This is a genomic window from Sphingobacterium sp. UBA6645 (assembly GCF_002455685.1).
Lineage (GTDB): Bacteria > Bacteroidota > Bacteroidia > Sphingobacteriales > Sphingobacteriaceae > Sphingobacterium > Sphingobacterium hotanense.
Genome location: NZ_DKLH01000098.1, coordinates 1 through 24732 on the forward strand (window position 1 = coordinate 1; position 24732 = coordinate 24732).

General features: G+C 42.6%; 17 protein-coding genes and 1 pseudogene. 6 read left to right on the forward strand and 12 right to left on the reverse strand.

Features of this window, described 5'->3' with window-relative positions; genetic code table 11:
* Positions 1–151: 151 nt before the first annotated feature.
* The 6 genes from B2400_RS17585 to B2400_RS17610 are packed head-to-tail and all read right to left on the reverse strand — an operon-like array spanning position 152 to position 10587.
* Positions 152–2461, reverse strand: coding sequence for a family 65 glycosyl hydrolase domain-containing protein (locus B2400_RS17585; protein WP_293935434.1), 2310 nt, complete (start codon positions 2459–2461; stop codon positions 152–154).
* A 21-nt stretch (positions 2462–2482) separates the two neighbouring features.
* Positions 2483–3133 (reverse strand): beta-phosphoglucomutase, encoded by a 651-nt coding sequence (gene pgmB / locus B2400_RS17590; RefSeq protein WP_293935438.1) that lies wholly within the window; start codon positions 3131–3133, stop codon positions 2483–2485.
* Between the two features lie 9 nt (positions 3134–3142).
* The gene (locus tag B2400_RS17595; protein ID WP_293935440.1) at positions 3143–4978 is read right to left on the reverse strand and encodes a glycoside hydrolase family 13 protein; all 1836 of its coding nucleotides are present in this window, start codon (positions 4976–4978) and stop codon (positions 3143–3145) included.
* A gap of 13 nt (positions 4979–4991) precedes the next feature.
* Positions 4992–6008 (reverse strand): SusE domain-containing protein, encoded by a 1017-nt coding sequence (locus B2400_RS17600; protein ID WP_260042772.1) that lies wholly within the window; start codon positions 6006–6008, stop codon positions 4992–4994.
* Between the two features lie 17 nt (positions 6009–6025).
* Positions 6026–7606: a RagB/SusD family nutrient uptake outer membrane protein gene (locus B2400_RS17605; RefSeq protein ID WP_293935443.1), complete on the reverse strand. Its 1581-nt coding sequence runs from the start codon at positions 7604–7606 to the stop codon at positions 6026–6028.
* Positions 7607–7623: 17 nt separating this feature from the next.
* Entirely contained in the window at positions 7624–10587 is a 2964-nt protein-coding gene (locus tag B2400_RS17610) for a SusC/RagA family TonB-linked outer membrane protein (RefSeq protein WP_293935446.1), read from the reverse strand.
* Positions 10588–11015: 428 nt separating this feature from the next.
* On the opposite strand from B2400_RS17610, the gene B2400_RS17615 reads away from it, so the two are divergent.
* Together B2400_RS17615 and B2400_RS17620 are read left to right on the forward strand one after the other, a co-directional pair.
* Positions 11016–11834, forward strand: a complete 819-nt coding sequence (locus B2400_RS17615) for a phytanoyl-CoA dioxygenase family protein (protein ID WP_293935448.1) — start codon at positions 11016–11018, stop codon at positions 11832–11834.
* A 20-nt stretch (positions 11835–11854) separates the two neighbouring features.
* Positions 11855–13438: an alpha-amylase family glycosyl hydrolase gene (locus B2400_RS17620; protein ID WP_293935451.1), complete on the forward strand. Its 1584-nt coding sequence runs from the start codon at positions 11855–11857 to the stop codon at positions 13436–13438.
* A 6-nt stretch (positions 13439–13444) separates the two neighbouring features.
* Here the strand turns inward: B2400_RS17620 and B2400_RS17625 are convergent, their stop codons facing one another.
* Positions 13445–14290: an AraC family transcriptional regulator gene (locus B2400_RS17625; protein WP_286651037.1), complete on the reverse strand. Its 846-nt coding sequence runs from the start codon at positions 14288–14290 to the stop codon at positions 13445–13447.
* A 121-nt stretch (positions 14291–14411) separates the two neighbouring features.
* On the opposite strand from B2400_RS17625, the gene B2400_RS17630 reads away from it, so the two are divergent.
* The 4 genes and pseudogenes from B2400_RS17630 (at position 14412) to B2400_RS17645 (ending at position 18819) form a co-directional block, all read left to right on the forward strand.
* Positions 14412–15536 carry an alpha/beta hydrolase gene (locus tag B2400_RS17630; RefSeq protein ID WP_293935455.1) on the forward strand — a complete coding sequence of 375 codons (1125 nt, stop codon included), beginning with the start codon at positions 14412–14414 and terminating at the stop codon, positions 15534–15536.
* On the forward strand, positions 15533–16651 hold the full coding sequence (locus B2400_RS17635) for an alcohol dehydrogenase catalytic domain-containing protein (protein ID WP_293935458.1): 1119 nt from the start codon (positions 15533–15535) through the stop codon (positions 16649–16651). Before B2400_RS17630 ends, B2400_RS17635 begins: the two co-directional genes overlap by 4 nt.
* Positions 16652–16876: 225 nt before the next feature.
* Positions 16877–17404, forward strand: a pseudogene (locus B2400_RS17640) (alpha/beta hydrolase); the annotation flags it as partial.
* A gap of 74 nt (positions 17405–17478) precedes the next feature.
* Complete coding sequence (locus B2400_RS17645; protein WP_260042764.1) at positions 17479–18819, forward strand: MFS transporter; 1341 nt, start codon at positions 17479–17481, stop codon at positions 18817–18819.
* Between the two features lies 1 nt (position 18820).
* Here B2400_RS17645 and B2400_RS17650 read toward each other — a convergent pair whose 3' ends face one another.
* From B2400_RS17650 to B2400_RS17670, 5 genes are all read right to left on the reverse strand, one after another.
* Positions 18821–19831 (reverse strand): LacI family DNA-binding transcriptional regulator, encoded by a 1011-nt coding sequence (locus B2400_RS17650; protein ID WP_293935462.1) that lies wholly within the window; start codon positions 19829–19831, stop codon positions 18821–18823.
* A 162-nt stretch (positions 19832–19993) separates the two neighbouring features.
* Positions 19994–20275 carry a hypothetical protein gene (locus B2400_RS17655; RefSeq protein ID WP_293935465.1) on the reverse strand — a complete coding sequence of 94 codons (282 nt, stop codon included), beginning with the start codon at positions 20273–20275 and terminating at the stop codon, positions 19994–19996.
* Between the two features lie 266 nt (positions 20276–20541).
* Positions 20542–21855, reverse strand: a complete 1314-nt coding sequence (locus B2400_RS17660; protein ID WP_293935468.1) for a DUF4302 domain-containing protein — start codon at positions 21853–21855, stop codon at positions 20542–20544.
* 6 nt (positions 21856–21861) lie between these two features.
* Positions 21862–23244 carry a substrate import-associated zinc metallohydrolase lipoprotein gene (locus B2400_RS17665; RefSeq protein ID WP_293935470.1) on the reverse strand — a complete coding sequence of 461 codons (1383 nt, stop codon included), beginning with the start codon at positions 23242–23244 and terminating at the stop codon, positions 21862–21864.
* A gap of 7 nt (positions 23245–23251) precedes the next feature.
* Complete coding sequence (locus B2400_RS17670; protein ID WP_293935472.1) at positions 23252–24730, reverse strand: RagB/SusD family nutrient uptake outer membrane protein; 1479 nt, start codon at positions 24728–24730, stop codon at positions 23252–23254.
* Between the last annotated feature and the right edge of the window lie 2 nt (positions 24731–24732).

Below are 24732 nucleotides of genomic sequence, written 5' to 3' on the forward strand. Positions count from 1 at the left end.
GAGTCAGGAGCGTTAAAACCATAAAATATCGACTTACTGCTTAAAACTCAAAAATGAAAACAGTAATGAAATCGCAAAAGCTATAAAACAGAAGAAGGTGCCTTTTTAGACACCTTCATCAACACTATAACTGATTTTTCAATATAAATCCTTAGATATTAATAATCTGCGAAGAATTTCCCGGAATGGAATAATTCGCATCTCCTACTTGCACGTCTAGCACCTCGCTGGACGTGTTTTCGATTTCCATTTCTCCTTTGCTGATACGGATGGATAAAATTTTACCTCTAAACCCAATATTAAAAGTAAAGGATTTCCACTGTTCAGGAAGGAAGGGCTGAAAATATAATTGATTATTCTTGATACGCATTCCAGCGAAGCCCTGTACAATGCTCATCCAAGTTCCTGCCATGGATGTGATGTGCAGCCCGTCGTCGGTATCATTGTTATAATCGTCTAAATCTAGTCTTGCGGTTCGTAAATAGAATTCGTATGCCCTTGCCTCGTCATTGAGCTTAGCAGCTAAAATACTGTGTATGCAGGGCGACAGCGAGCTTTCATGTACCGTACGAGGTTCATAGAAATCAAAATTCCTACGTATATCTTCTAAGTCAAACTGGTCCTCGAAGAAGTACATGCCCTGCAAAACATCCGCCTGCTTGATAAAACAAGAACGGAGAATTCGGTCCCAGCTCCACTTCTGATTTAAAGGTCGCTCAGAAGCCGGAAGATCTTTCACCAACCATTGCTCTTTATCCAAGTAGCCGTCCTGTTGAAGATAGATTTTTAGCTTCTCATGATAAGGATAGTACATGTTATCCGCAATTTCTTGCCATAGTTCGAGTTCTTCTAGATCGAAACTTATCTTATCCAAGATCGCTTCGAAGCGCGCAGCGTCCTTTTGTTTTACGTAATCCAGCGCTTCACGCGTATAGTTCAAGCACCATACAGCTAAGTAGTTGGTATACCAGTTGTTGTTGACGTTGTTTTCATATTCATTAGGACCCGTCACGCCAAGCATAACGTATTTCTCGCGTTCCTCGCTCCAGTTTACGCGTTGTGCCCAAAAGCGCGCAATGGCAACCAACACCTCTAAGCCATATTGTGCGAGGTAGTCCAAATCTTGGGTATAGTTGATGTAATTGTAAATCGCATAAGCGATTGCACCATTTCTATGGATCTCTTCGAATGTAATTTCCCATTCGTTATGACTTTCTGTTCCATCCATGGTAACCATAGGATATAGGGCTGCGCCATTTTTGAAGCCCAACATCTCGGCGTTCTCAATCGCCTTTTCCAAATGGTTATATCGATAGACCAATAAGTTGCGGCCAACTTCCTGCGGTGCGGTGGACAAGTAGAACGGGATGCAATAGGCTTCGGTATCCCAATAGGTAGCACCCGCATATTTCTCGCCCGTAAAACCTTTAGGACCAATGTTTAGTCTGGAGTCAGTACCGGTATAGGTTTGGAACAGTTGGAAGATATTGAAACGAATTGCTTGCTGCGCTTTCACATCGCCTTCGATTTGAATGTCGCTTTGCAACCATTTGTTCGCCCAAGCTACCTTCTGCGTTTCTTTCAATTTCTCAAATCCCACGGTATTCGCGATTGCAAGTTTTTCCTCGCAGGTTGCCAATAAAGCTTCCGCAGGATGATTGAGCGATGACTGCACACAGGCGAGCTTAACGATGTTAATCGTGTTGCCTGAAGCAATATCCAAGTGAAACTCTTCTGCTATCCATTTATTTTGTTGTAATACGCCCTGTTGATTTAGTTTCACTAAGTGCCCATCCGCATATATCTGCGTCTTCGCGCCAACACATAATTCGAACCCCGTCTTCAAAGTCTTGGTCTGTAAGAATACCCCATTTTCGGATTGCTGATCCGCTACGGGTTCCCAAAACTTAAAGTCGTAATTACTATCCTCATTGACGATATCACCATCCAACTTCGACACGATTTTAATCGCGGCATCAAAATTTAATGCCGTTAAGCTGTATTGTATCGCACCGATTTCATCATCAGCAATACTGCAGAAGCGGATACTATTCACCTCAATCTCTTGCCCCTCATTTATCGTTGCTCTAAAAGTGCGCTGCAGATAACCCTCCTGCATATTCAACACCCGTTTAAACTGGGTTACTTGGCATTGGGCTAAATCCAATAATACGTTGTTGATGTAAATATCGATGCCTATCCAATTCGTCGAATTGATAACTTTATCGAATGTTGGCGGATATCCGTTTTTCCACCAGCCCACTCTGGTTTTATCTGGGAAGTAGATTCCCGCCACATAAGAGCCTTGCAGACTTTCACCGGAATATGCTTCCTCGAAGTTTGCTCTTTGCCCCATTTTACCATTACCGATACTAAATAAACTTTCGGATATTTTATTTAGGTGAGGGTCAAAGCCCTCTTCAATAATATTCCAGGGATCGGCTTGGATGTAGTTTTTCATAAATAGATAATTATGTATGTGCTAAAACAGATTTTGAATGGCCTTCAATTGTATTTTTGTCAAATCTTCAACGACCAGGTGGGCCTTGCTGAGCTCCTTGGGCGAGCCTATTCCAATGGCTTTCATGGTCGCGCGCAATGCTGCTTCGACGCCTGCGCTTGCATCTTCGAAGACCACACAGCCGCTCGGTAAAATATGCAACATCTCGGCTCCTTTTAAGAAAACTTCAGGGTCGGGTTTCGATTTACTGACCACATTGCCATCTACGATGGCATCAAAATACGGCGTTAGCCCTGTGTTATCCAAGATTAGCTGCGCATTTTTACTTGCGGAGCCTAATGCGATCTTAATCTGATTTTCCCGAAGTTCTTCCAACAGCTCAAATGAGCCGGACAGTACTTCATCCGCCTTCATTTCGGAGATCATTTCCACATACCAGCTGTTCTTTAAACTGGCAAGTTCATCCTGTCGTTCTTGGGGGAAATCCAGACCGCCCCATGTGAGTATTTTCTTCAAACTCTCCACGCGGCTGATGCCCTTAAGCTCTTCATTTTGAAGCTCCGTAAAGTCAAACCCTAACGAGTTTGCTAATTGCTTCCAGGCGAGGTAATGGTATTTAGCGGTGTCGACCAACACACCGTCCAGATCAAATAAACATGCTTGCAATCCCATCTTAAACTATTATTTTAACTCGAATACCTGTGTGCTAACCGCTGGGATATCCAACTCTTCTAAGTTTTCAATATTGGCCCCAGTCACGACATTGGTTGCTTGCGTATATTGACCTATGCCCTCTTGATAGCGCTTGGTTTGAAGCTTTACACTTTCCTGCTTGCTATTCATGATCACCATTACGCGTTTATGATCATTGTAGCGGAAATAAACATAGATACCGTCTTCGGGTATAAATTGCAGCATCTTCCCGTCTTGAAGAACCGAATTGTTCTTGCGATAATTCGCTAGTGTTTTAACATAGTTAAATGCTTCATTCTCTTTTTCGGTACGTCCGGCAGCAGTAAACTTATTGGCTTTATCGTTCTTCCATCCGCCTGGAAAATCTTCACGTACAAGACCGTCAGGACTAGCGAAATTCTTCATCAGAATCTCTGTTCCATAATACAGTTGCGGGATGCCGCGCGTCGTCAATAACCACGCAATACCTGATTTATACTTATTGAAATCCTCACCTACGACAGATAAGAAACGGCTTAAATCATGGTTGTCTAAGAATACGACATTACGATAAGGGTCTTCGTACATAAAGTCGCTGGCAAATGTATTGTAAAGACGGACTACGCCGTCCATCCATCCGAACTTCCCATTCAGGGCTTCATTGATTGCCCAATAGGCTTGGAAATCCGTCACCCCCTGCAACTTGGTATCAATACCCTGGCTGATCTTGTCGGCTTTGGTAAAGTAAGCCTGATTCGGAATTCCATGTACCCATGTTTCACCGAAATAGGTCATCTTAGGATATTCCGCATCGATTGCTTTTCCCCATTCTGCCATAAAGCCTAAATCGTTGTATGCGTAGGTATCTAAGCGGAACCCATCGATTCCCATCTCCTCGATCCACCATATATGGCTTTGGGTGATATAATTTTTAACATATGGATTATGCTGATTCATATCCGGCATATGCCTATCAAACCAACCATTCAACATGATGTCCTTATCCGCCTTTGCCGCGTAAGGATCCATATGCACCTGCTCGCGGTAATTAGTTTTGGTAAAGTTGTCCCATTGATGTACCCAGTCTTTCATCGGCATATCCTTTACCGTAAAATGCTCCGTTCCGAAATGATTATGCACTAGGTCCTGAATCATTTTGATGCCTCGCTTGTGGCATTCCTCAATCAACTTACGGTATGCCTCATTACCACCAAACCGAGGATCAACATAATAGCTTTCGGTATTTGCATAACCATGATAGGAGGTCAACGGCTGATCATTGGTCAATACTGGATTTAGCCATAACGCTGTGACGCCAAGCTCTTCCAGATAATCGAGATTATTGATGATTCCTTGTAAATCGCCACCATGACGATAGTACATGCTATCCCTATTTAGGGATTGATCGGCCATACCTTTAATACGATCATTGGAAGGGTCGCCATTGGCAAAGCGATCCGGCATAATGAGATAGACGAAGTCTGACGCATCAACGCCTTGGAGGGCGCGCTTAGTGGCATCTCGTGCTTTTAGCTCATACGCTTTCACATAATCTTTCTTTCCTTTTTCTTGGAATACCAAAGAAACCTTTCCAGCTTTTGCATCTGGATGTATCTTGAGGTCCAAGAATAAATAGTTCGGGTTTTCTACCTGCTGTTGTTTGATTAGCTCAACACCGGGGTAGTCGATTCGGACTGTTTTTTTAGCGATGTTATTGCCATAGATCAATAATTGAACATTGGGATTATTCATTCCAACCCACCAGTTCAATGGTTCAATACGATCTACCTGCGCGAAGGAGGCTAGATGTATAAAAATAAAAATAATGGCAATAACGATCCTCATATTTGTTTGTTGTTTAGTTTTTTACGATTGTATAAGTTAAAGCAGTCGGGTTCATGGTCACGGTGTAGTTTCCAGTTTCCGTAATCGCGATATCAGCACCGCCCAATGTCAATGTACCTCCACTGCCACCTAGGTTGGTTCCCCAATCATGGTTTCTACGGAACTTGAATTTACCTGGATTAAGAACAGTCTGAAGCACCCAGTTTCCAGCGCCATCATTTACGAATTTCATGTCTGCATCAACCGACCAGTTCGAATTTGGAACCGCATCTCCTATCATGCCCCATGTCGCTGCCGTCTCCATCGTCCAGGTATTACTGTTCATATCCATAGTGATCAACACGGTGCCCTCGGCAATAGACTTAAAGTTGCCTCCTGTTGGGCTAATAGTTCCGTTGCCACCATCTCCGTAGTTCACATTCCAATTCTTCGCAGGCGTAATTTTGAACTCCGAATCTTTGGCCGGGAAGCGTAGGATACCAGTATAAATACCGTTGCCTGTAGGTGAGATCAAACTATCTGCCGTTGCAGGGTTCCATCCCTGATATGCTCCCGGTAGATAGATCCATGAAGTCAATGGAATAGGTTTAGTATTGATATTGACCACATTACTGTAAACCGCAACGCTATTTGATATTGCCGACTTCAGACGAACTTCTACATCTGAGTTTTCATCAAATGATAGGTTCATAGCCGACAAAAGATTATTTAGCTCAAGTCCGGTATAGGATTTCGTAGTCACTCCGTTTTCTAGTACGACCTCTCTTGCTGGCGTAAAGTTGGTTCCTTTCAATCCAAATTGAAGAGAATAAGTAATTCCAGCATTATAGCCGAAATCAGAAAGCGTATGGTTAAACTCAATGACCTTGTCGTTCAAGGTTGCTTTCGATAATGCAACAGATGTTGCTGAGCTCGTCAGATTACCTGATTGCCCGTCTTTTGCTATTGTTTTTACTTCATCCTTTTCGCATGAAGTGAACATCAGGCTACTCAGGCAGAATAATATCAGAAGTCTATTAATAAGGTTCATAATTTCTAGTATTAATGTTAATAGCCTTGGTTTTGCGTTAAGTTGGTATTGGCAATAACATCAGATGATGGTAACGGAAGGAGCGCTCTGAAATCCGCGATAGACCTTCCGTCCTTAACTCCACCTTTCCATGGCCATATGTAATTGCCACCTGTAAATTTCCCAAAACGAATTAAGTCTGTTCTGCGATATCCTTCAAAGTATAGCTCTCTCGCGCGCTCATTTAAGATATCATCCAGCGTAATTGCCGATGCATTGCCACTAGCATTACCATACGCTCTAGCTCTCACTTGGTTGAAGTAGCCTAATGCTTGTGCAGTAGAACCTCCGGATCCGCCACGTAGTACCGCCTCCGCATACATCAAGTAAACATCTGCCAATCGGAATAGCGGGAAGTCTAAGGAGCTGAATGTTCCTCCTTGCGAAGCACCAGGCGTACCGTTTGATTTCACATTTTTAAACTTCGTTACGCGAAGACCATCTTTAAACTCTCCTAGCTCATCATTCTCTAGCTTGTCGCCAAAGAACATCGCTCGTTTATCGGTGTTGCCGCTATAATCCGGGAAAGCGGTAGGAAGTGCTTTCGTAGCACGATTACCACCCCAGCCACCAGTAGGAACTCCAAATGAAGCAGGGCCCATCTCACCGTTGATCAGTGAGTTGATCAAGAAAGTCGTACCGCCGTAGTTTCTAGTTTTTACGCCATCATAATTGATGGTAAAGATGATTTCATCTTTGCTCGTCACATAGTTATCTTCTAAGAATAAGTTCGCATAATTGCTCGCTAAAGCGTATCCTCCGTTGACAATCTTATTCGCATAAGTAATTGCTTCGGTGTATTTAGCAGTTCCTGTGTACACCTGCGCATTCAAGTATAATCTTGTTAACAAGGTCCAAACCGCCCCCTGATCTGCACGCCCGTAATCGTTCTGCTTTGGTGCTTTCATCAATGGTTCGATCTCCAACAATTCCTTCTCCACATAATTGAACAGGTCGGGACGCTTGATTTGGTTAGGAGAGACTTTACCTATCAGATTTTCCTCAGTTACAAAAGGAGGATTACCGAATAAATCTAGCAATACCCAATATTGGTAAGCTCTGACGAATCTCGCCTCTGCACGATAAGCGTCAATCTCCGCAGTATTAGTTATTCCTCTGGCAGACAGCTTGTCTGGCGTGCTTTCACGAAGGAACTCGTTTGCCACGGTGATGGTGTAGATACAGCGGGTGTATAATCCTTTGACCATGATATTATCTGCGTCGGGAGTACCATAGACCATGTCAGGAACGCCAGGGTCATTCCAGACACATAAGGTTTCATCTGATGTTAATTGCTGAATATTCCAATACAGACGAAGGAAATCAGATTGGCCGGCATCAATACCTGCTAGATCACTTGCTCCTTCGCCTCCACCAGAAGTCATCGACAGACTGCCATACACTTTTAGGAAAGCTTCTTTATAACCTTGCTCAGATCCATAAACCTGATCTGCAGTAATATCATTCTTTGGGCTTAAGTTCAATAAGTCTTCACTACATGAAGAAACAGACAAGATCAGCATGCTGCCCCAAATCGTATTTTTTATTAATCTTTTCATGAATTTCTTATTTAATGTTAAAACCCGAAGTTCAATCCTAATGAATAAACTCTTGGTCTTGGATATAGCGTATAGTCAATACCATTGAACAATTCCGGATCAATTCCTTTGTAGTTAGAGACGGTGAATACATTCTGAACATTCGCATTGATCGTCATTGTCACCGTTCCTTCTTTATCTAAGTTTCCGACGTTGTAAACTAAACCTAGGTTGTCCATACGTAGGAAGGATGCATTGTTGATGTAGTAATCGCTTGAGTATTGGTTATTATTAAAATTCGTGTTGTAGATATCCGTTGTTGCGTTATTGATGAAGCCCGAAGGATTTAAAATATTACGAGCCACGCCGAAGTTGGAAGAGATATTATCATAAACATAGTTTCCGAAGCTTGCTCTCAATACCGTGTTCAACGTTAAGCGTTTGTAATTGATGGATGTTGTGAAACCCATGAAGTAATCTGGTGCCGGTTTTTGATAATAATACCGGTCGGCAGGAGTAACAGCGCCGTCGCCATTCAAATCTTCATATACGCCTTCTAACGGATTCCCTTGCTGATCATAAACTTGCTTGTAAACATAGTATTGGAATGGTGCCAAACCTACTGTGTGATATTGGATCACATTACCTGTACCACCGGTAATCCAACCTGCTGCCAACTGATATCCTGGGTTATCATTCAAGGTTAGATTAGTCACCTTGCTTTCATTAACCGTCATATTGAAACCTAAGTCCCAATTGAAGTTTTCTGACTTCACCGCCTGAATATTGATGCTACCCTCGATACCGCGATTCTCCATGTTACCAACGTTAGTCAATAATTGGTTACTGTAGTTCGTTCCTACAGAGATTTCCGTCGTTGCCAACAAATCTTTTGTTTTCTTATGATAAGCATCGATTGCACCATAGATGCGTCCTCCCCAGAATCCATAGTCTAAACCGATGTTAGTTGTCGCAGTAGATTCCCAACGGAGAGTTTTATCATATGCAATTGGCGAATACACATGGTAGAATTGATCTCCGATTTGATATTGCGCCTCATTCGTACTGTAGTAGTAAACCGGGATATAACCATAGTTCGTAATACCATCTTTATTTCCAGTCTCGCCATAGCTTAAACGAAGCTTTAAGTCAGATACACTGTTGTTATCCTTCAGGAAGTTCTCTCCTTTAATACGCCATGTAAATGCTGCAGAAGGGAAAATACCCCAACGTCCGTCCGGATTAAATTTCGAAGACCCATCCGCACGAATGGTACCGGATAGGATATATCGGTCAGCAAAAGAGTAGATCAATCTTCCATAGTAAGAAAGCAATCTATTCTGCGGAACATTGTCCACATGCACTGGCGTAGTGATTATATCGCCATGCGCGTTATAAGAATTGAAGTTGTAGTTTGTCTCTTTATTATCGTAATAGCCATATCCTGCTGTTACGTTAATATTGCTATTGATGCTTTCGATGTCTTTTACGTAGTTCAGATATCCCTCGATAAAGGTATTGTTCTGTCTGCCTCTATAGCGTTGAAAGAAGCCTTTGTTTGCAAAGTTTGATGCCGCAAAATCAGGAATGCTGGTTGCACCTTTACCTGAAGCGATATCATAACCCACATTAATATTTGCGTGTAACTCCGGAAGGAAGTGGAAAGAGTAATCCAATTGCGCATTACCGATACTTCTACCTGCAGCCGCTCTATTACCATAGTTCTCTAACAAGGATACCGGGTTTCTTGGCGACAAGGAATTCGGAACTGCGCCCTCTTGCCATTCGAAGAACCCACCATAAGGACTGTTCGGATCATATACATTTTGCGTAGGATCGAATACAATGGCAGAACCAATCGCTCCTGTATTTGCAAACTCTTGATTCGTCAATGTACCTTTAAAGTTGATATCCAATTTCAAGTGATTGTCAAAGAAACGAGGAGAAATATTTACCCCTGCGGTTCCTCTTCTAAGCATATCCGTCTTTAAGGTACCTGCTTGCTCCAAATATCCAATGGAAACACGATAAGGCATATTTTTTACACCGCCCGACAGAGAGATGTTGTTATCTGTGGTAAATGCATTATGATAAATTAGGTCTTGCCAATCTGTATTTGCCGATCCTACTAAGCCTTTCTGCGTTGCAGTTCCATATTCATTCACATAAGAACGCACCTGATCAGCCGTTAGGACATCCACTTGATTTGCTATCGTCGATAGCGAATTTACAGTGGATAGATTCAGCTTCGGTCTGCCCATCTTGCCCTTTTTAGTTGTAATCAAAATAACACCGTTAGACGCTCTAGAACCGTAGATAGCTGTCGCATTCGCATCTTTTAAGATGGTCATCGATTCGATATCATTCGGATTGATAAGCGAAAGTGGGTTTGCGGCTCCTGATACATTCTCACCACTTAGTGGGTTTCCATCCACAACGATTAACGGGTTGTTACTTGCGGATAATGAAGCTCCCCCGCGCACGCGGATCGTACTTCCTGCACCCGGCGCCCCCCCATTGGAGGTAATAGAAACACCCGATACCTTACCTTGTATCAATTGATCCGGAGAAGTGATAGCCCCTTTTTGAAAGTCCTTCGATTGCACATTGGAAACTGCTCCGGTCACATGCTTACGCTCGACCGCGCCATAACCAATCACCACAACCTCACCGATTTCAGCGGCATTAGAAGATAAAGTGAAGTTTAAACTTTGCGAAGCCGTCAGGTTTATGCTTTGTTCCGAGCTGGCGTGGCCAACATAGGACGCCTGTACGATCATAGCCCCCGCATTTATTCCTTGCAATACATAGTTCCCGGACTCATCCGTTGAAACCTGCATGTTTGTTCCTTTAATACTTACCGTCGCTCCAGCAAGCTCCTTACCCGCATCATCTACCACTTTCCCCGAAAGCTGTAAATTCTGTTGAGCCGAAACAAATTGAAAACTGAAGATGAAGATAACTATTAGCCGAAAGTGCCAATTGTAAAAATCCCTAACCATAACTTTATTTTTTGTTTATAATCGGCAGACGTACATTGTCTCCCTTTTGGTTGACTACTAAATTATTGTAGAAAATTTATAAAAAAAAGAGTTTTCTGATTTTTTTATTTTTATACAAAATTATGCATTTTAATCTTGTAACCTATTGATTTTATTGTATTTACAAAACAATAATCGACTCAAAAACCATAAAAACCGCCGGTAATATTCGAGAACGTTCCCGAATCAAAACAGCATTTTCTTCTTAAAATCTACTATTTACAGAAAAAAGCTTCCCAAATAATACCGCGAATCAATACAGTCTATTTTATCAAAATTAATATCACGAAAGGCAATCAGGATAAAATAAACCATATAACAGATTAAATCCCCCCGAGAGTCTGCTCTGCTTCGTCCGTAACTTTGAGTATAAACCAACTTTATAAATCATGAGCACAAAAACGAATCAAATTCTTGGTCAGGTAAAACCTGTATCCGCAGCAGAGACTGCCGAGTTTCAAGATAATGGACATATTCTCATTCGCGATATATTAGATAGAGAAACTGCGGAACATTTCCGCGAGGTAATCAGTCAAGCGGCCGACAAGCATAACGAAGAAAAAAGAAAGCTGGAAGACCGGGACACCTATGGCAAAGCCTTTTTACAGATCATGAATCTTTGGCGCGTCGATGAGCAAGTGAAGCAGTTCGTGATGGCGAAGCGTTTCGCAAAGATCGCCGCTGACCTATTGGGTGTTGAAAATGTGAGGCTCTACCATGATCAGGCCTTATTCAAAGAAGCTGGCGGCGGCCCGACGCCCTGGCATCAAGATCAAAACTATTGGCCATTGGACACCAACAATACGATCACCATGTGGATGCCACTTGTCGATATTCCCAATCCAGAGATGGGAATGCTGACCTTTGCCACAGGTTCTCACAAGCAAAACAACGTATCGGATGTTATTATTTCGGATGAATCGGAAAAAACATTCTCCGAATATGTCAAAGAAAACAACTTCCCTGTCGTACATCCCGACTACATGAATGCGGGCGATGCCACATTCCATTATGGCTATACAATTCACAATGCACCGGGCAACTCCTCGGATAAGATGCGCGCCGTTATGACGATCATTTACTATGCTGATGGGGCAAAAGTAACCGAAGCGAAGCATAAATGGCAGGAGAATGACCGACAGCAATGGCTAATGGGTAAGGAAGCAGGAAGCTTAGCAGACTCCGAAATTAATCCGCTCTTATTGTAAAAGCTGAAGGAGAAAAGCAAATGAAAGGACTACAGCACATTCTCGTTTTGACACTATGCTGGGCTGCTGGAATGCTCACGAGTTGTCAGAAGAAGCAAACAGATACGGACTCGGTTAAAGACGAGATTATCTATCATGTCTTCCAGCGGAGTTTCTTTGATAGCAATGGTGATCAGCATGGCGATTTACCCGGCATCCAACAGAAGCTTGATTATCTTCAGGACCTCGGAGTTACATCCATTTTAATGACCCCGTTGTATGAGTCGGTATATTACCATAACTACTATTCCAGCGCTTTCGAGAAAATCGACTCGACCTACGGAACTAAGGAGGAATACCTGTCTTTAGTGAAAGAAATGCACAAACGCGGCATGAAGCTATACATGGACATGGAAACCCAATACGTAACGGAGGATCATCCCTGGTACACCGACTCTTATGGAAATCCAAGTTCGCCCTACTCCGACTATATTCTTTACGACGATAAAGAACAGCGCAAGCCATCCACTATTGTATTCGATCTATACGACTTAAGAGGATATGATGGGCAGCGCAGAAAGATTACTACCATAAATCTGCTCAACAAAAATGTGATACAGTACAACAAAGATCTTTTTGCCTATTGGCTCGACCCTAATCAAGATGGAAACTTCGAGGATGGCGTTGATGGATTCCGGCTCGATCATATGATGGACGACCTTGATAACAAAGGTCGATTGACGAATCTATTCAAAGACTTTTGGGTTCCGCTGATTGATACACTGAAAAGCATCAACCCGAAGATTCATATTATGGCCGAACAAGCCGACTGGGGGGCCTATGGAATCGATTACCTGACGAAAGCTAAAGTAGACTGGGTCTTTGCCTTCCGCATCCAGCAAGCCATACGCACAATGGACAAGGGCAAGATCATGGCTTATGCGGACACGACCTTTCGCGATACTCCGGAAGGAAATAACCAAATTATCTTCATCGAAAACCATGATATCCCGCGCTTCTCTACCGCGGTAAAGCAAGACAAAGGCAAGGAAAAAGTCGGCGCGGCGCTAAACTTATTGATGGCAGGAGTACCATCCATTTATTACGGACAAGAGATCGGAATGCTGGGCGACAGCTTCTTCGGTAAATATGGCGGCATTACCGATGCGAATGAAATACCCTATCGGGAAGCCTTCGAATGGACAAAGGATAAAGATAGTCCGGGAATGGCCTATTGCTATAGAGACTCTGGCCCCTGGTGGGAAACCAGCACGGTAAAAAGCAATGATGGCATTTCGGTAGAAGAGCAAGCGAGCGATCCTAATTCACTTCTCAACACTTATAAAGCCTTGATTAAGCTTCGAAAACAAGAACCCCTACTCATTCAGGGGGGATACCAATCCATCCCAAATGATAGCAAAAGCGTCGTCAGCTTCTACAGAACCAAAGGGCCAAAGAAAGCAATGGTCTTGATCAATCTTTCAGCAGATGCCGTAAATCTTGAGATCCCCATAGCAGAGGGGGTGCCGAAAATAGTCTATGGTCAAAATACAGGCGAGTGGAAAAACAAGCAGCAGGCGATTAGTATTGCTGGCTATAGTACGCAGGTATGGTCTATCAATTGAGCCTTCTTATTCCATAAATTCTTTCCGATAGGCAAGAGGGCTCATCCCCATCTTCGATCGGAAAGTTTTGTAGAAATAAGACATATCATTAAAACCCGAGGCTAAAGCGATGGCACTGATTGGATCGTCGGTATGCAATAGCTGTTGAACAGCATAGTTCATCCGATATTGCACCAACATCTCCACAAAGGTCTTTCGCGTCAGCTTCTTGAAATATTTACAGAAGGCATTCGGTGTCAGATTAGCCACATTAGCCACATCGTCTAAGCTAATATCGTTCTTAAAGTTCTCGACAATATAGGCCATGATCACATTGATCCGATTGCTATCGGTGTTACTATCACTGTTGTTTTCCAACGCTCCGATATCGATAGCTTTATAATTTTGTTCGGTAAGCAATTTCAATAATTCCAGCAAATGAAGGATCCTTTCTACCCCTTCCGACTTGCGAAGGCGAAGGATATATTTGGTCATTTCCTTAGGTTGGGGAAAGCTAAGCCCCGCCTGGCTCTCTTTCAACAGTGTATTAATTGGGGAAAACTCCGGTTTTTCGAAAAAGTCAGCACCCAGGAAGTCATGCGTAAATTGTATAACGACCGCAGAGGCTTTTGTATCGGGCTGATCCAATTTCCAGCAATGAGGCTGATTAGGACCAATCAATACGAAATCGCCATCGCCGAAATCGTCCAGACGATTGCCGACATAGCGCTTTCCTTTGCCACGGATAATATAAGTAAGCTCGTACTCCGGATGATAGTGATAGGGAGCCAAAAATGCCTCGTGGCCAAAGGTCCGAATCAAGAATGATTCCTGCAGACCGTTCTGTAATATCTCGGGCTTTGCTTTTTGCATATACTGGACTTTCTATCCATCAAGTTAAGTGAAATTTCCAAAATAAGCCATATTTCGATTAAAATTGTACGACGAGTACTTATTGAAAACTAATAACTTAGTATAACCATTATAAACAGCAATGAAGAAATTTGTCACACTGACCCTCTTGACTGTCTTCGCTTTTTCGCTTTTTGCGCAGGACGCCAAATTAACGATTCGTGTGATCGCCCCTGCGACCACACCCGCTCAGGATTCTGTTCTGCCAATTGGCAATCAAGGCATTTGGGGATTTTGGATTTATCCGAAGAGCAAGGCGCTAAAACCTAAAGGAAACAATGTATGGGAGGATACCTACAGTCTACCTGTAAACAGCCCTATTGAGTTTAAGATTACGCGAGGATCTTACTATAAGGAAGCGCTCTACAACGGAAACGGACATAGCGCACAACCTGTCAAATTCACCTTGACGAAGGATACAACAATCACCCTCAGCCCAAGCAATTGGAACGATATCTATCAGCGAAGTATCCTAGGCAGCGTGCGCTATCATCACAATTACTCGAGCAGCTTTCTTCGCAACACCCGCAATATTGTCGTATGGCTTCCTCCGAGCTATGAGAAAGACTCAAATAAGCGATACCCGGTTCTATATGCCCATGATGGACAGAACCTTTTCGATCATACTAATTTGAGCGGAAGCGAATGGCGTATGGACGAAATAGCCGATAGTCTGATGCGTAAAGGAGAAATTGAGGAATTCATCATCCTCGGCATGGCCAACACTAAAGATCGTTGGATTGAATATAACGGAACGCCCGAAGGCGATAATTACCTACGGTTTATCAGTACCGAACTGAAACCTTTTATCGACAAAACCTACAGAACAAAGACCGACAGAGAGCATACAGCGATCATTGGTTCTTCTATGGGGGGTTTAATCTCCTTTTATGCCCTCTACAAATATCCACAGATCTTCTCCAAAGCCGCTTGCTTATCCAGCGGGTTTTATTTCGACGACGGGAATATCATGGAGCAGATCAGAAACGATCTAGCTCCGTTCCAACATAGCAAAATCTACTTGGATTGCGGAGGCAAAGACCTCGACTATGATTTCCTCCCGAGCAACCGAATAGTGAGAGACATTATAGGGAAAGACAAACATATCGATCTGCGGTATGAAGAGTTCCCGGACGACCCGCACAATGAAATTGCTTGGTCAAAAAGATTACACATACCCTATAAATTTCTATTTCCAAAAAAATGAAAATAACGTGCAGAGCAGCGATCACCGACGGAAAAGGCCAATACTTTATTGACAACATTCAGGTGGCTGAACCCGCCCCGGATGAGGTACTCGTTAAAATCAAGGCTGCAGGGGTCTGTCATACGGATTATGACTCGCTCAACTGGAACCAGCACTTAGTATTAGGCCATGAAGGTGCTGGCATCGTTTATCAAGTCGGTTCCGATGTTAGCCACGTGAAACCCGATGATCCGGTTTTGCTAAACTGGGCAATCCCATGCATGACCTGTTTTCAGTGTAAGTTGGAGAACTATCATATCTGCGAACAGAATTCACCTGTCACGGGGCAAGGGCATGCCAGTAATTTAGGACATGCACATGCAGCTGGCTGCCTGTGGAAGGGCGAATCTATAGCGCGATCCTTTCACCTAGGAATGCTTTCGGAATATACGCTAGTCAAAGCCGCAGCCGTGACGAAAATAAAGACCGCAACACTTCCCTATGAATGTGCTGCAATTATAGGTTGTGGGGTTATGACAGGTTATGGCTCGGTAGTCAATGCTGCGAAAGTCGAAGCTGGATGTTCTGTCGTTGTTTTGGGGACCGGCGGCGTAGGTTTGAGCGTTATCCAAGCTGCCAAAATCGCTAATGCAGGAATGATCATTGGAATTAACGTCAATCCAAAACGATTGGAAATGGCGAAGCAATTTGGGGCCACCCACTGTCTACTGGCCGACGCTCAGGATCAAGGCTTATTACAAATGGCGGAGCAGGTGAAGCAATTGTGCGGTGGCAGGGGCGCAGATTATGCTTTTGAATGTACCGCTCGCCCCGAACTCGGTGCCGCACCACTTGCGATGATCAGAAATGCAGGAACTGCCATACAAGTCAGTGGAATCGAGCAGGAAATACTGTTCGATATGAACCTATTCGAATGGGACAAACTATACCTGAATCCGCTGTATGGTAAATGTAACCCGCATAGAGACTTCGATCGTATCATCCAACATTATCAGCATGGCGAATTGCTATTGGATGAAATGATTTCTGCACGTTATAACTTAGAGAATTTGCCTTTAGCCTTTGATGATATGCTGAAGGGCAAAAATGCGAAGGGCGTTATCCTATTTAAATAATCATTTATGAAAGAAACATTCAGATCCATAGAGCAATCTAATCCCAGTTACGGTATCCGGAATTTACACTTTGTTACCATTAAGTCGCCACAGTTGAGGACACGTGGGGATATTTGCATCTATATACCAGAAAATTGTCCTATGGATGTCCCGGTAGTGATTTTGTTGCATGGTGTTTATGGAAGTGCCTGGAGCTAGCCGCTATCGTCGGGCGTTCATGAGCAGGTCGATCAAGCAATAAAAGAGGGCATAATCAAGCCACTGATTCTTGTGATGCCCTCTGACGGGCTTTGGGGCGACGGTTCGGGCTATGTAAAACATCAGGAACAGGATTTTGAAAATTGGATTGTGGAGGATGTCATCGCAGTTGTCCGGCAGCTAGCCCCAGATCAGATCAGTCAGGCTTCCAAATTCTTTATTGCAGGGCTTTCTATGGGCGGCTATGGCGCCATGAGAAGTGGCGCTCGACATCCGGATGTTTTCACTTCGTTCGCCGGCCTTTCGTCCATTACCAGCATTAATGAGTTTGCACATTTTGTAGAAGAAGATCTCGACAGTTACCAAATGGATACAGAACTATCCTTGATAGATAGTTTAATAGCTAACAAAGAACGATTGCCTTACTTCAGATTCGATTGTGGAAAAGATGATCTACTCCTTGCGTACAACCAAAAACTTCACTCTAAGCTATTAGAAGCCAATATTCCCCACGATTATGAAGAGTTTGAAGGTGGGCATAGCTGGAACTATTGAAAAAATAATATTATGAAAACGATATTATTTTTTAATTTACGTTTCTAGAAACCAATCAATAAACGAAACTACACATGCAACAGACTTCAAAACGATCAAAGCCTAGGCTTACCCGTGCTCAGATTTTCAACATGAGCTTTGGGTTTTTCGGTATACAATTTGGCTTTGCCCTGCAGACAGGAAACGCCTCCCGCATACTACAAACCTTCGGTGCCGATGTGGAACATTTATCGCTTTTTTGGTTAGTTGCCCCCCTTTCAGGGATGCTCATTCAGCCGATTATCGGTTATTTCTCGGATAAGACTTGGACCAGATTGGGAAGACGCAGACCCTTTTTTCTAGGCGGAGCGCTGGTGGCAGCGGCAGCCCTTGCCCTGATGCCCAATGCTTCCGTCCTGACCCTACTGATCCCGCCCTTACTTATCGGCGCCGGGATGCTAATGATCATGGACGTTGCTTTTAACGTTTCGATGGAACCTTTCCGGGCTTTAGTTGCTGACAACCTGCCCAAGGAACAACATGGCTATGGCTATGCGGTGCAGACCTTCTTAATTGGAGCTGGTGCCATTATAGGGTCATTCCTGCCTTATGTACTTTCCGAATATCTTGGCGTCTCGAAAGTCGCAGAACAGGGACATGTGCCCGACAATGTTATCTGGTCATTCTATGCCGGAGCGATCGTATTGGTGCTCTCCCTGTTGTGGACAGTCATCACGACGAAAGAATACTCTGCGGAAGAACTGCGTTCGTTTGACGAGCATGCTGATGACGAGGAACAGCATGCACATAGCTTTGGCTCTATATTTAAAGACTTTAAGAATATGCCAACAGCGATGAAGCAACTGGGCTTAGTGCAGTTCTTCTCTTGGTTTGCCTTGTTTTCCATGTGGGTATTCACGACGCCCGCCATTGCACAACATATTTACCACCTGCCCGCGTCGGATACCTCGTCCGCAGCTTATGCCGATGCCGGAAATTTAACCGGGGTGCTGTTCGGGGTGTACAATTTGGTGGCGACGATATTCGCCCTTATCCTACCCAAACTCTATCAGGCTATAGGGAAAAAGAAAACGCATATGCTGGCTTTAGGCGTTTCAGGTATTGGCCTTATATCGATTCTATTTATACAAGACCCCAACTTATTGTATATACCAATGATTGCGGTTGGCATTGCCTGGGCAAGTATATTGGCTACGCCATATTCCATCCTATCGGGCGTTGTGCCCGCAAAGAAGATGGGCTTGTATATGGGTTTATTCAATTTCTTTATCACCTTGCCTCAATTGGTCAATGGAGTACTTGGGACCGTATTGGTGAAGCATGTATTTCAACATCAGGCGGTGTATTGTTTAACGATGGCGGGAGTTTTTATGCTTCTTGCGGCAGCCTCGACGATGACCGTCAAGGCAGACTAGTTTAAGCTTGTGAAGAATTTCGGACAACTAAATCCGAACGCATCATTACAAACTTTTCCTCTTCCGCTAATGATTCTCCTGAAAGCTGCTTCAATAAGGTTGCGGCAGCCTTCTCCCCGATTAGCACTGCCGGTTGGCGCACAACAGATAGCGGAGGATGCAACAGCCCTGCTATTTCCAGGCTAGAAAAGGATACGACCTTTAGGTCTTGCGGAATTTGTATGCCCATACGTCGACACACATAGTAGGTTGAAAATGCTAAACGCTCTACCGAGGCGAGGATCCCGTCTGGTGCTTGCTTGCGAATAGCTGTCTCAATAATCTCGCTGTTTTCCTCATAAGAATTTGAACAGTCAATAATCAAGCGCTTCCGTAATGGAATCTTATATTTCTTCAGCGCATCTTCATAGCCCTGCATACGGGTCTTACCAATCGATAATTCCTTATTGATAACCAGATAAGCAATACGTTGGCAGCCATTCTGGATAAGATGCTCCGTTGCCACAAAGCTACTATGGTAATCGTCTGTAACAATTTTTGGTAGATCTATATCATCATAGATACGGTCGAACAGCACAATCGGAAGATGCTCGTAATTGATGCTCTCCAAATAACTGTGATCCGTCGACTCGCCCGATGCCGACATAATGACGCCATCAACACGCCCACTCGCAAGACTACGGATGAAATCGCGTTCTTTTGCGATATCATCATCGGTAACAAAGATCAAGATATGATAACCGTGCTTTTTAGCTTCCTTCTCGGCGCCCTGAATAATCTGAGTAAAGTAGTTGTTGGCTAGTTCTGGCAAAACAATGGCAATGGTCTTACTCTTTTGTTCGCGCAGATTGCTCGCATAATGATTCGGTTGGTAATTGAGTTCCTTCGCAACCTTCAAGATACGCTCCTTCGTCTTCGGATTGATATCACTACTGTCCCGAAACGCACGAGAAACCGTGGACTTCGACAAGTTCAGCACTTTTGCCAATTGGATAATATCAATCTTTGCCATAACAGCGTCTATCTTATACTAGCACAATCTTTCACGGATAGAGGTGATGTTTTTACAGCGATTCTATTCATAAAGATTGTGCGCTAATATAGCAAATTTGCACATCTACTGCTAAAGTATTTTAAGGGATTGATTCCACGAAGAACGCTTATCTCCTGCAGTTTACATATGTGTCCACAGGTATCCGCTTGCAAAGAGAATCTGCAAGATCAGAGCGGCCTTACTGAGGATACCCTTTCGCCTAGCGAAAACAATGATAGCGAGGATCGTTGCGATAAAGAAAATAACATCCCAGTAAAAATGTCCAAAGATTGGCACTTTTTCGAAGGCTGCCACCGCATCGACCATGGTTTCATGCATAGACGAGCAATATACCCAATAGCCAAAATATGCGACATTGAGCAGAAAGGAGCCATAAGCGAGGACTAGTTTATAATCTTTCATAGTTTCGGATTGGCTATTACTTGAAGATAGCGAATCTTTTTGAGGAATGATTTGAGGATGTTGTTTATTATAAGCTTTTCAGACCCATATCAAAGCCCTTTGATAGCGGTTATGATTGGGTTATACATTGAGTTTGAAAAGGGAGTGAAAGGGTTTTAAGCTAAAGAAGGGTTGAGGTTGGAAGGAGCGATAATAGGAAAGGCTGCCGAGTGGCAGCCTTTCTTTTTTATGAATGATTAGGGAATTTGATTTCTTTCGAAAGCTAATTATTCACCTGGGAAACCATAAATAACAGCCGTCGGATCATTTACAGCATACCATCCTATCACTGGTATACCTGCATCATTTTTAACCCAATCAACTTTGAAAGTCTTGTTATTTAAGATATAATCTTCTAGGTCTCTCAAAGCAGTTCGTCTTGTGTTCCAGTTTCCTGTCGTATTTCCTGTAGGGTTAGAAAGTGTAATTATGCCATTCTCATAAGTATAATCTACAGTCATTGTCGCAGTAAAGTTCGCACTTGAAGTATAGTACACGTTAATTGACATCTTATTTCTACCTTCAAACTTAAAGTTTACATAACGGAATTTAACAGTTCCAAATTTATTTTTTACGCTGTTTAATATCGCTGGATATGTAGAGCTGATATTAACTGCCGGAAGAGTATTTTCTTCCGCTCTCGTTCCGAAGGACTTGTACGATTTATTATAGCCGTACAGGGTCTCAGCCGACAAAACAGGTTCTTGACTTTGCATAACTGGATACGCTTTTCCATTGCTATCATAGAGTGTCAGTACATCGTTCAACAACTTAGCTCTTGCAAAAACAGTCCCATTCAATTCAATTGGTAGGGAGAACAAAATGTCATCTGCTGTATAATGGAACTTACCAGTAACCGAGCCAACACTGCCATCTTCCATAACGGTTTGAAATGTGTAGGTCTTACTTGTATTGCTAAGATTCACACTAACTGGATTAGGAACTCCCTCTACTGTAATATAATTGTTAAAGTGCGTGTTCAAATATTGCGAAATCTGGGATTTCTTTTTTTGCATCACATCATCCAAGTACGCTGCTTTTTGAGCTGCAGAGGCTTTTGTCAATATTAATGCTTGCTTATATTTCTTTCCAACCATAAACAAGCTATCACCAGAACTTTTCAAATATTCAAATTCAATATCGCTTTGATATCCGTTAGGTGCTGTTCCTCCGTAACTTCCTGAAGGTTCTTGAAGCATCGTTAAATAATTGAACGTATCAAATACCAATGACGCATTCATTGCCCAAATAACTCGGTAGGTTGATGAATTTAACGTTGATGAGGTTTCGGCTGTTAAATCACTCAACATGTTTACAGTTTTGGCATCTTCGAAATCAAAGAAAAAACCGTATCCTCCTTTGCCTCCAGTATTTAAGCTTGCATTCCAACCATTTTCAGCTGATGTTAACAAGCTCCGAAGTTCCGCTAGGCGCTCACCCGCACGTTCTTCAGGCTTTTCGCCGAACGTAAGATCTACCTTTTCTTTTTCACAACCAGCTAATAAGAAAAGGCCAACTATATATATTAATATCTTTTTCATTTTTTCTTATTTTAAGGTTACAGGACCATACAAGTAATTAGTTTCATCGCCAGCGACATAGAATCCAGCGAATTTCATGGAATTGTTATAACCAACGATAGTCGGCGATACCCAATCAGGTCTGAACGTATTTGTTTCTAGGTACGTAATTAACGCCCTCCAACCTTCGATTACAACTCGACCATTCCCATATCCTGTATCAGTCAGCCCTTCATCTACATATTTGAGTTTTATTGTGCCATCAGTATTGTATGTAATCGTGAAATCATACCATGCCACAAAATTAGATCCTGCAGCGTTTTTATACGCAGCCTGTAATTGAACTTTATTCTCATTTAGGAAAACTAAGTTGAAAGATATCGCCTGACGACCTGCGTTGTTTGAGATCGTAGGTAATTTCGCTTTAACTTCTTTCCAAACGGCGTCAAACGCTGCCGATTTACCGTACAAAGTGTATTCAGTACCTGAATCTAAGTTGAAGTTAATTGAAGCAACACGGTTGTTCTTCAAGTTCGTCAAAAACGCCTGACTTTGGTCACCATAAGTCTGGTTTAGCATCAAGTAAATCTCGTACTGTAATTCTTTAAAATCAATATTAAAGAACTGTTTGTAGTAGTCTTCAACGATGGTTTGCTTTGCTCTTAGTTTCTTTGCACCATCCTCAGAAGAGGCTGCAATACGTTGATTATAGTACGCTTGACCTTCGATTAATAGATGGGCAACGGTTTCTGCGAAATCCTCGCCAAAGCTACTTCTTGAATATTGTGAAATAAATCCTAGGCGCAACGCCTCCGCGTCTGTATTTGCAGCAGCGGTCCAGTCCGCAACATGGTCTGTCGTAACCTCTCTAAATGAAGGAGGAATTGCAACGATTTGATTGACGATGTGCGTGAATTCATGGTGAATCGTTCTTAAGCGACGCTTAATATCAGTCGGACTGTTAGGATTGACATTATTGATATCATAAAGTACCACTCTCCGTCCACCGTCTGCGGTTCCTAAAGTCACCGATCCATTGGAGTTATAAGCGTGCGAACCAAACAATACAAACTGTTTAGGCGTGTAAGTTTTGATAAACGTTGGACCTGCGACCTTTTCAAACACTTTTAAGAAGCCATTAATCACCATATCAACAGCCGGTTGAACTTGTTCAATTTGCGGAGGCGATATGTTTTTATTGATATCAGTTTGACTTCTGTCAAAACGGTATACCACTTCAATATTATAAGGAACTGTTAAGTTGGTATGTATATAATCATCTATTGGAAGTTTCTCAAAGGTGTCATAATTATATTTAGTTAAATCGACATCTAAGTTTTCATCCTTACTACAAGATGATATTCCTAACCCTAGGGTTAGTGCTAATATGCAGTTGAATAATCTTTTCATAACTTTTTTACCTTGGGTTAAGTTCAACACCTGCTAATTGTGCTTCACTAGGAATTTGGAATACTCTTCTTAAATCATTTGGTTCAAGAACAATTTCAGATTCAGTGTCATCAGGAGCAATTACTATGTGAGTTACTGGAAGTTTATGTCTAACGATATCCATCCAACGAACACCTTCTGACATAAATGCTCTTTGCTTGATTCTTAAGATCGCTTCAGTTAGTGCTTTTTTCGGATCGTCTATTCCATAAGAAGTGGTAGCTTTCTCCACGGTCAATCCATGCGTACCGATAGCAAAGTTTTGAACTCTTGTGCTTAAAAATTGGTTAATGTCTGCTAATGCTTTTCCAAAATCGCCTTTTTGCACATACGCTTCCGCGCGATTGATTAATGCTTCATCTGCAGTAAGCAATGGTTGCATAATATAAGGATAGCCGATTCCAGCTTGTACGTTGGTGTAGTAGAAATATTCATTATACATATACACCGAGTAATGCTGTCCTGAGCTATAGCTAATCCCTCTCGAATGCATAGTTGTTCCTGTAAATACAGGTGTGTTGAACATCTCATTATATTTTCGCTGCCCATAACCGAATCTCGAATAAATAGACGAGTTAGTTCTTTGATAAACTGAGTAAGTTTCCCGCAATAAGAGATTATAATCTTTATCTGCTTTGGTTAACTCGATCAATTGTTGTGCTAAGCTGTAATTTTGAATTGTCGTTGTGATCGGTCTAATTTTCCCAGAATAATCTCCTCCTGGGAAAACATTATTTGCAGCAGCAATCGCCTTATCCCATTCGCCTGTAAACATATAAAAACGAGCGGCAAAAGCGTTAGCTGCAGCAGATGTAAAATGATATTTTGGAACCTTCCATTTACCACCTTGCAATAATGGAAGTCCTTCTTCAAGATCTTTCCTGATTTTGTCGTATGTATCCTTTACAGTTTCTCTATCATAAGATTTCAAAGCGACTTTTTCTGGTGTATCAACATACGGGATACCTGGAGACGAATTATCACCTGCAATATTATAAGCCTTTGCGAAGAAAACTGACAGCATAAAGTGCCCATAAGCTCTCGCGACTAAGGCTTCGCCTTTGTATGCGTTTGCTTCCGCTCCAAAGTTATTGTCGGCAATTGCCTCCAAAGCTTGGTTTGCGGCTGCAATCCCTTCATAAACGCCATTCCAATATTGTGTTGGGGTATTGTTTCCACTGCCCTCAACATCTTCCCACATGTAATAGGAAACATAAGGATCATCAATATGACCAATCGCTGGCCCCTTGTCCATGACATTATCAGAATATGATTCTGCCATTGCTAGATAGTTATATCGCGGATATGCAGAGCCTACCAACTGCGCAACTTTTTCGACATTATCGATCTTGGTTCGCATATCAGGGGCATGATCTAAATATTTTTCACAAGAAGTTAGTGTACCAACCCCTAGGAAACTTAATAGAATATATTTATAAATTTTCATTG

What these genes read in the sequence shown, in the direction of transcription:
- B2400_RS17610 (WP_293935446.1), bottom strand. Translation starts at nt 10,587, where the DNA reads ATGGTTAGGGATTTTTACAATTGGCACTTTCGGCTAATAGTTATCTTC.
- B2400_RS17605 (WP_293935443.1), bottom strand. Translation starts at nt 7,606, where the DNA reads ATGAAAAGATTAATAAAAAATACGATTTGGGGCAGCATGCTGATCTTG.
- B2400_RS17670 (WP_293935472.1), bottom strand. Translation starts at nt 24,730, where the DNA reads ATGAAAATTTATAAATATATTCTATTAAGTTTCCTAGGGGTTGGTACA.
- B2400_RS17630 (WP_293935455.1), top strand. Translation starts at nt 14,412, where the DNA reads ATGAAGAAATTTGTCACACTGACCCTCTTGACTGTCTTCGCTTTTTCG.
- B2400_RS17660 (WP_293935468.1), bottom strand. Translation starts at nt 21,855, where the DNA reads ATGAAAAAGATATTAATATATATAGTTGGCCTTTTCTTATTAGCTGGT.
- B2400_RS17650 (WP_293935462.1), bottom strand. Translation starts at nt 19,831, where the DNA reads ATGGCAAAGATTGATATTATCCAATTGGCAAAAGTGCTGAACTTGTCG.
- B2400_RS17665 (WP_293935470.1), bottom strand. Translation starts at nt 23,244, where the DNA reads ATGAAAAGATTATTCAACTGCATATTAGCACTAACCCTAGGGTTAGGA.
- B2400_RS17635 (WP_293935458.1), top strand. Translation starts at nt 15,533, where the DNA reads ATGAAAATAACGTGCAGAGCAGCGATCACCGACGGAAAAGGCCAATAC.
- B2400_RS17615 (WP_293935448.1), top strand. Translation starts at nt 11,016, where the DNA reads ATGAGCACAAAAACGAATCAAATTCTTGGTCAGGTAAAACCTGTATCC.
- B2400_RS17585 (WP_293935434.1), bottom strand. Translation starts at nt 2,461, where the DNA reads ATGAAAAACTACATCCAAGCCGATCCCTGGAATATTATTGAAGAGGGC.
- B2400_RS17655 (WP_293935465.1), bottom strand. Translation starts at nt 20,275, where the DNA reads ATGAAAGATTATAAACTAGTCCTCGCTTATGGCTCCTTTCTGCTCAAT.
- B2400_RS17645 (WP_260042764.1), top strand. Translation starts at nt 17,479, where the DNA reads ATGCAACAGACTTCAAAACGATCAAAGCCTAGGCTTACCCGTGCTCAG.
- pgmB (WP_293935438.1), bottom strand. Translation starts at nt 3,133, where the DNA reads ATGGGATTGCAAGCATGTTTATTTGATCTGGACGGTGTGTTGGTCGAC.
- B2400_RS17620 (WP_293935451.1), top strand. Translation starts at nt 11,855, where the DNA reads ATGAAAGGACTACAGCACATTCTCGTTTTGACACTATGCTGGGCTGCT.
- B2400_RS17600 (WP_260042772.1), bottom strand. Translation starts at nt 6,008, where the DNA reads ATGAACCTTATTAATAGACTTCTGATATTATTCTGCCTGAGTAGCCTG.
- B2400_RS17595 (WP_293935440.1), bottom strand. Translation starts at nt 4,978, where the DNA reads ATGAGGATCGTTATTGCCATTATTTTTATTTTTATACATCTAGCCTCC.
- B2400_RS17625 (WP_286651037.1), bottom strand. Translation starts at nt 14,290, where the DNA reads ATGCAAAAAGCAAAGCCCGAGATATTACAGAACGGTCTGCAGGAATCA.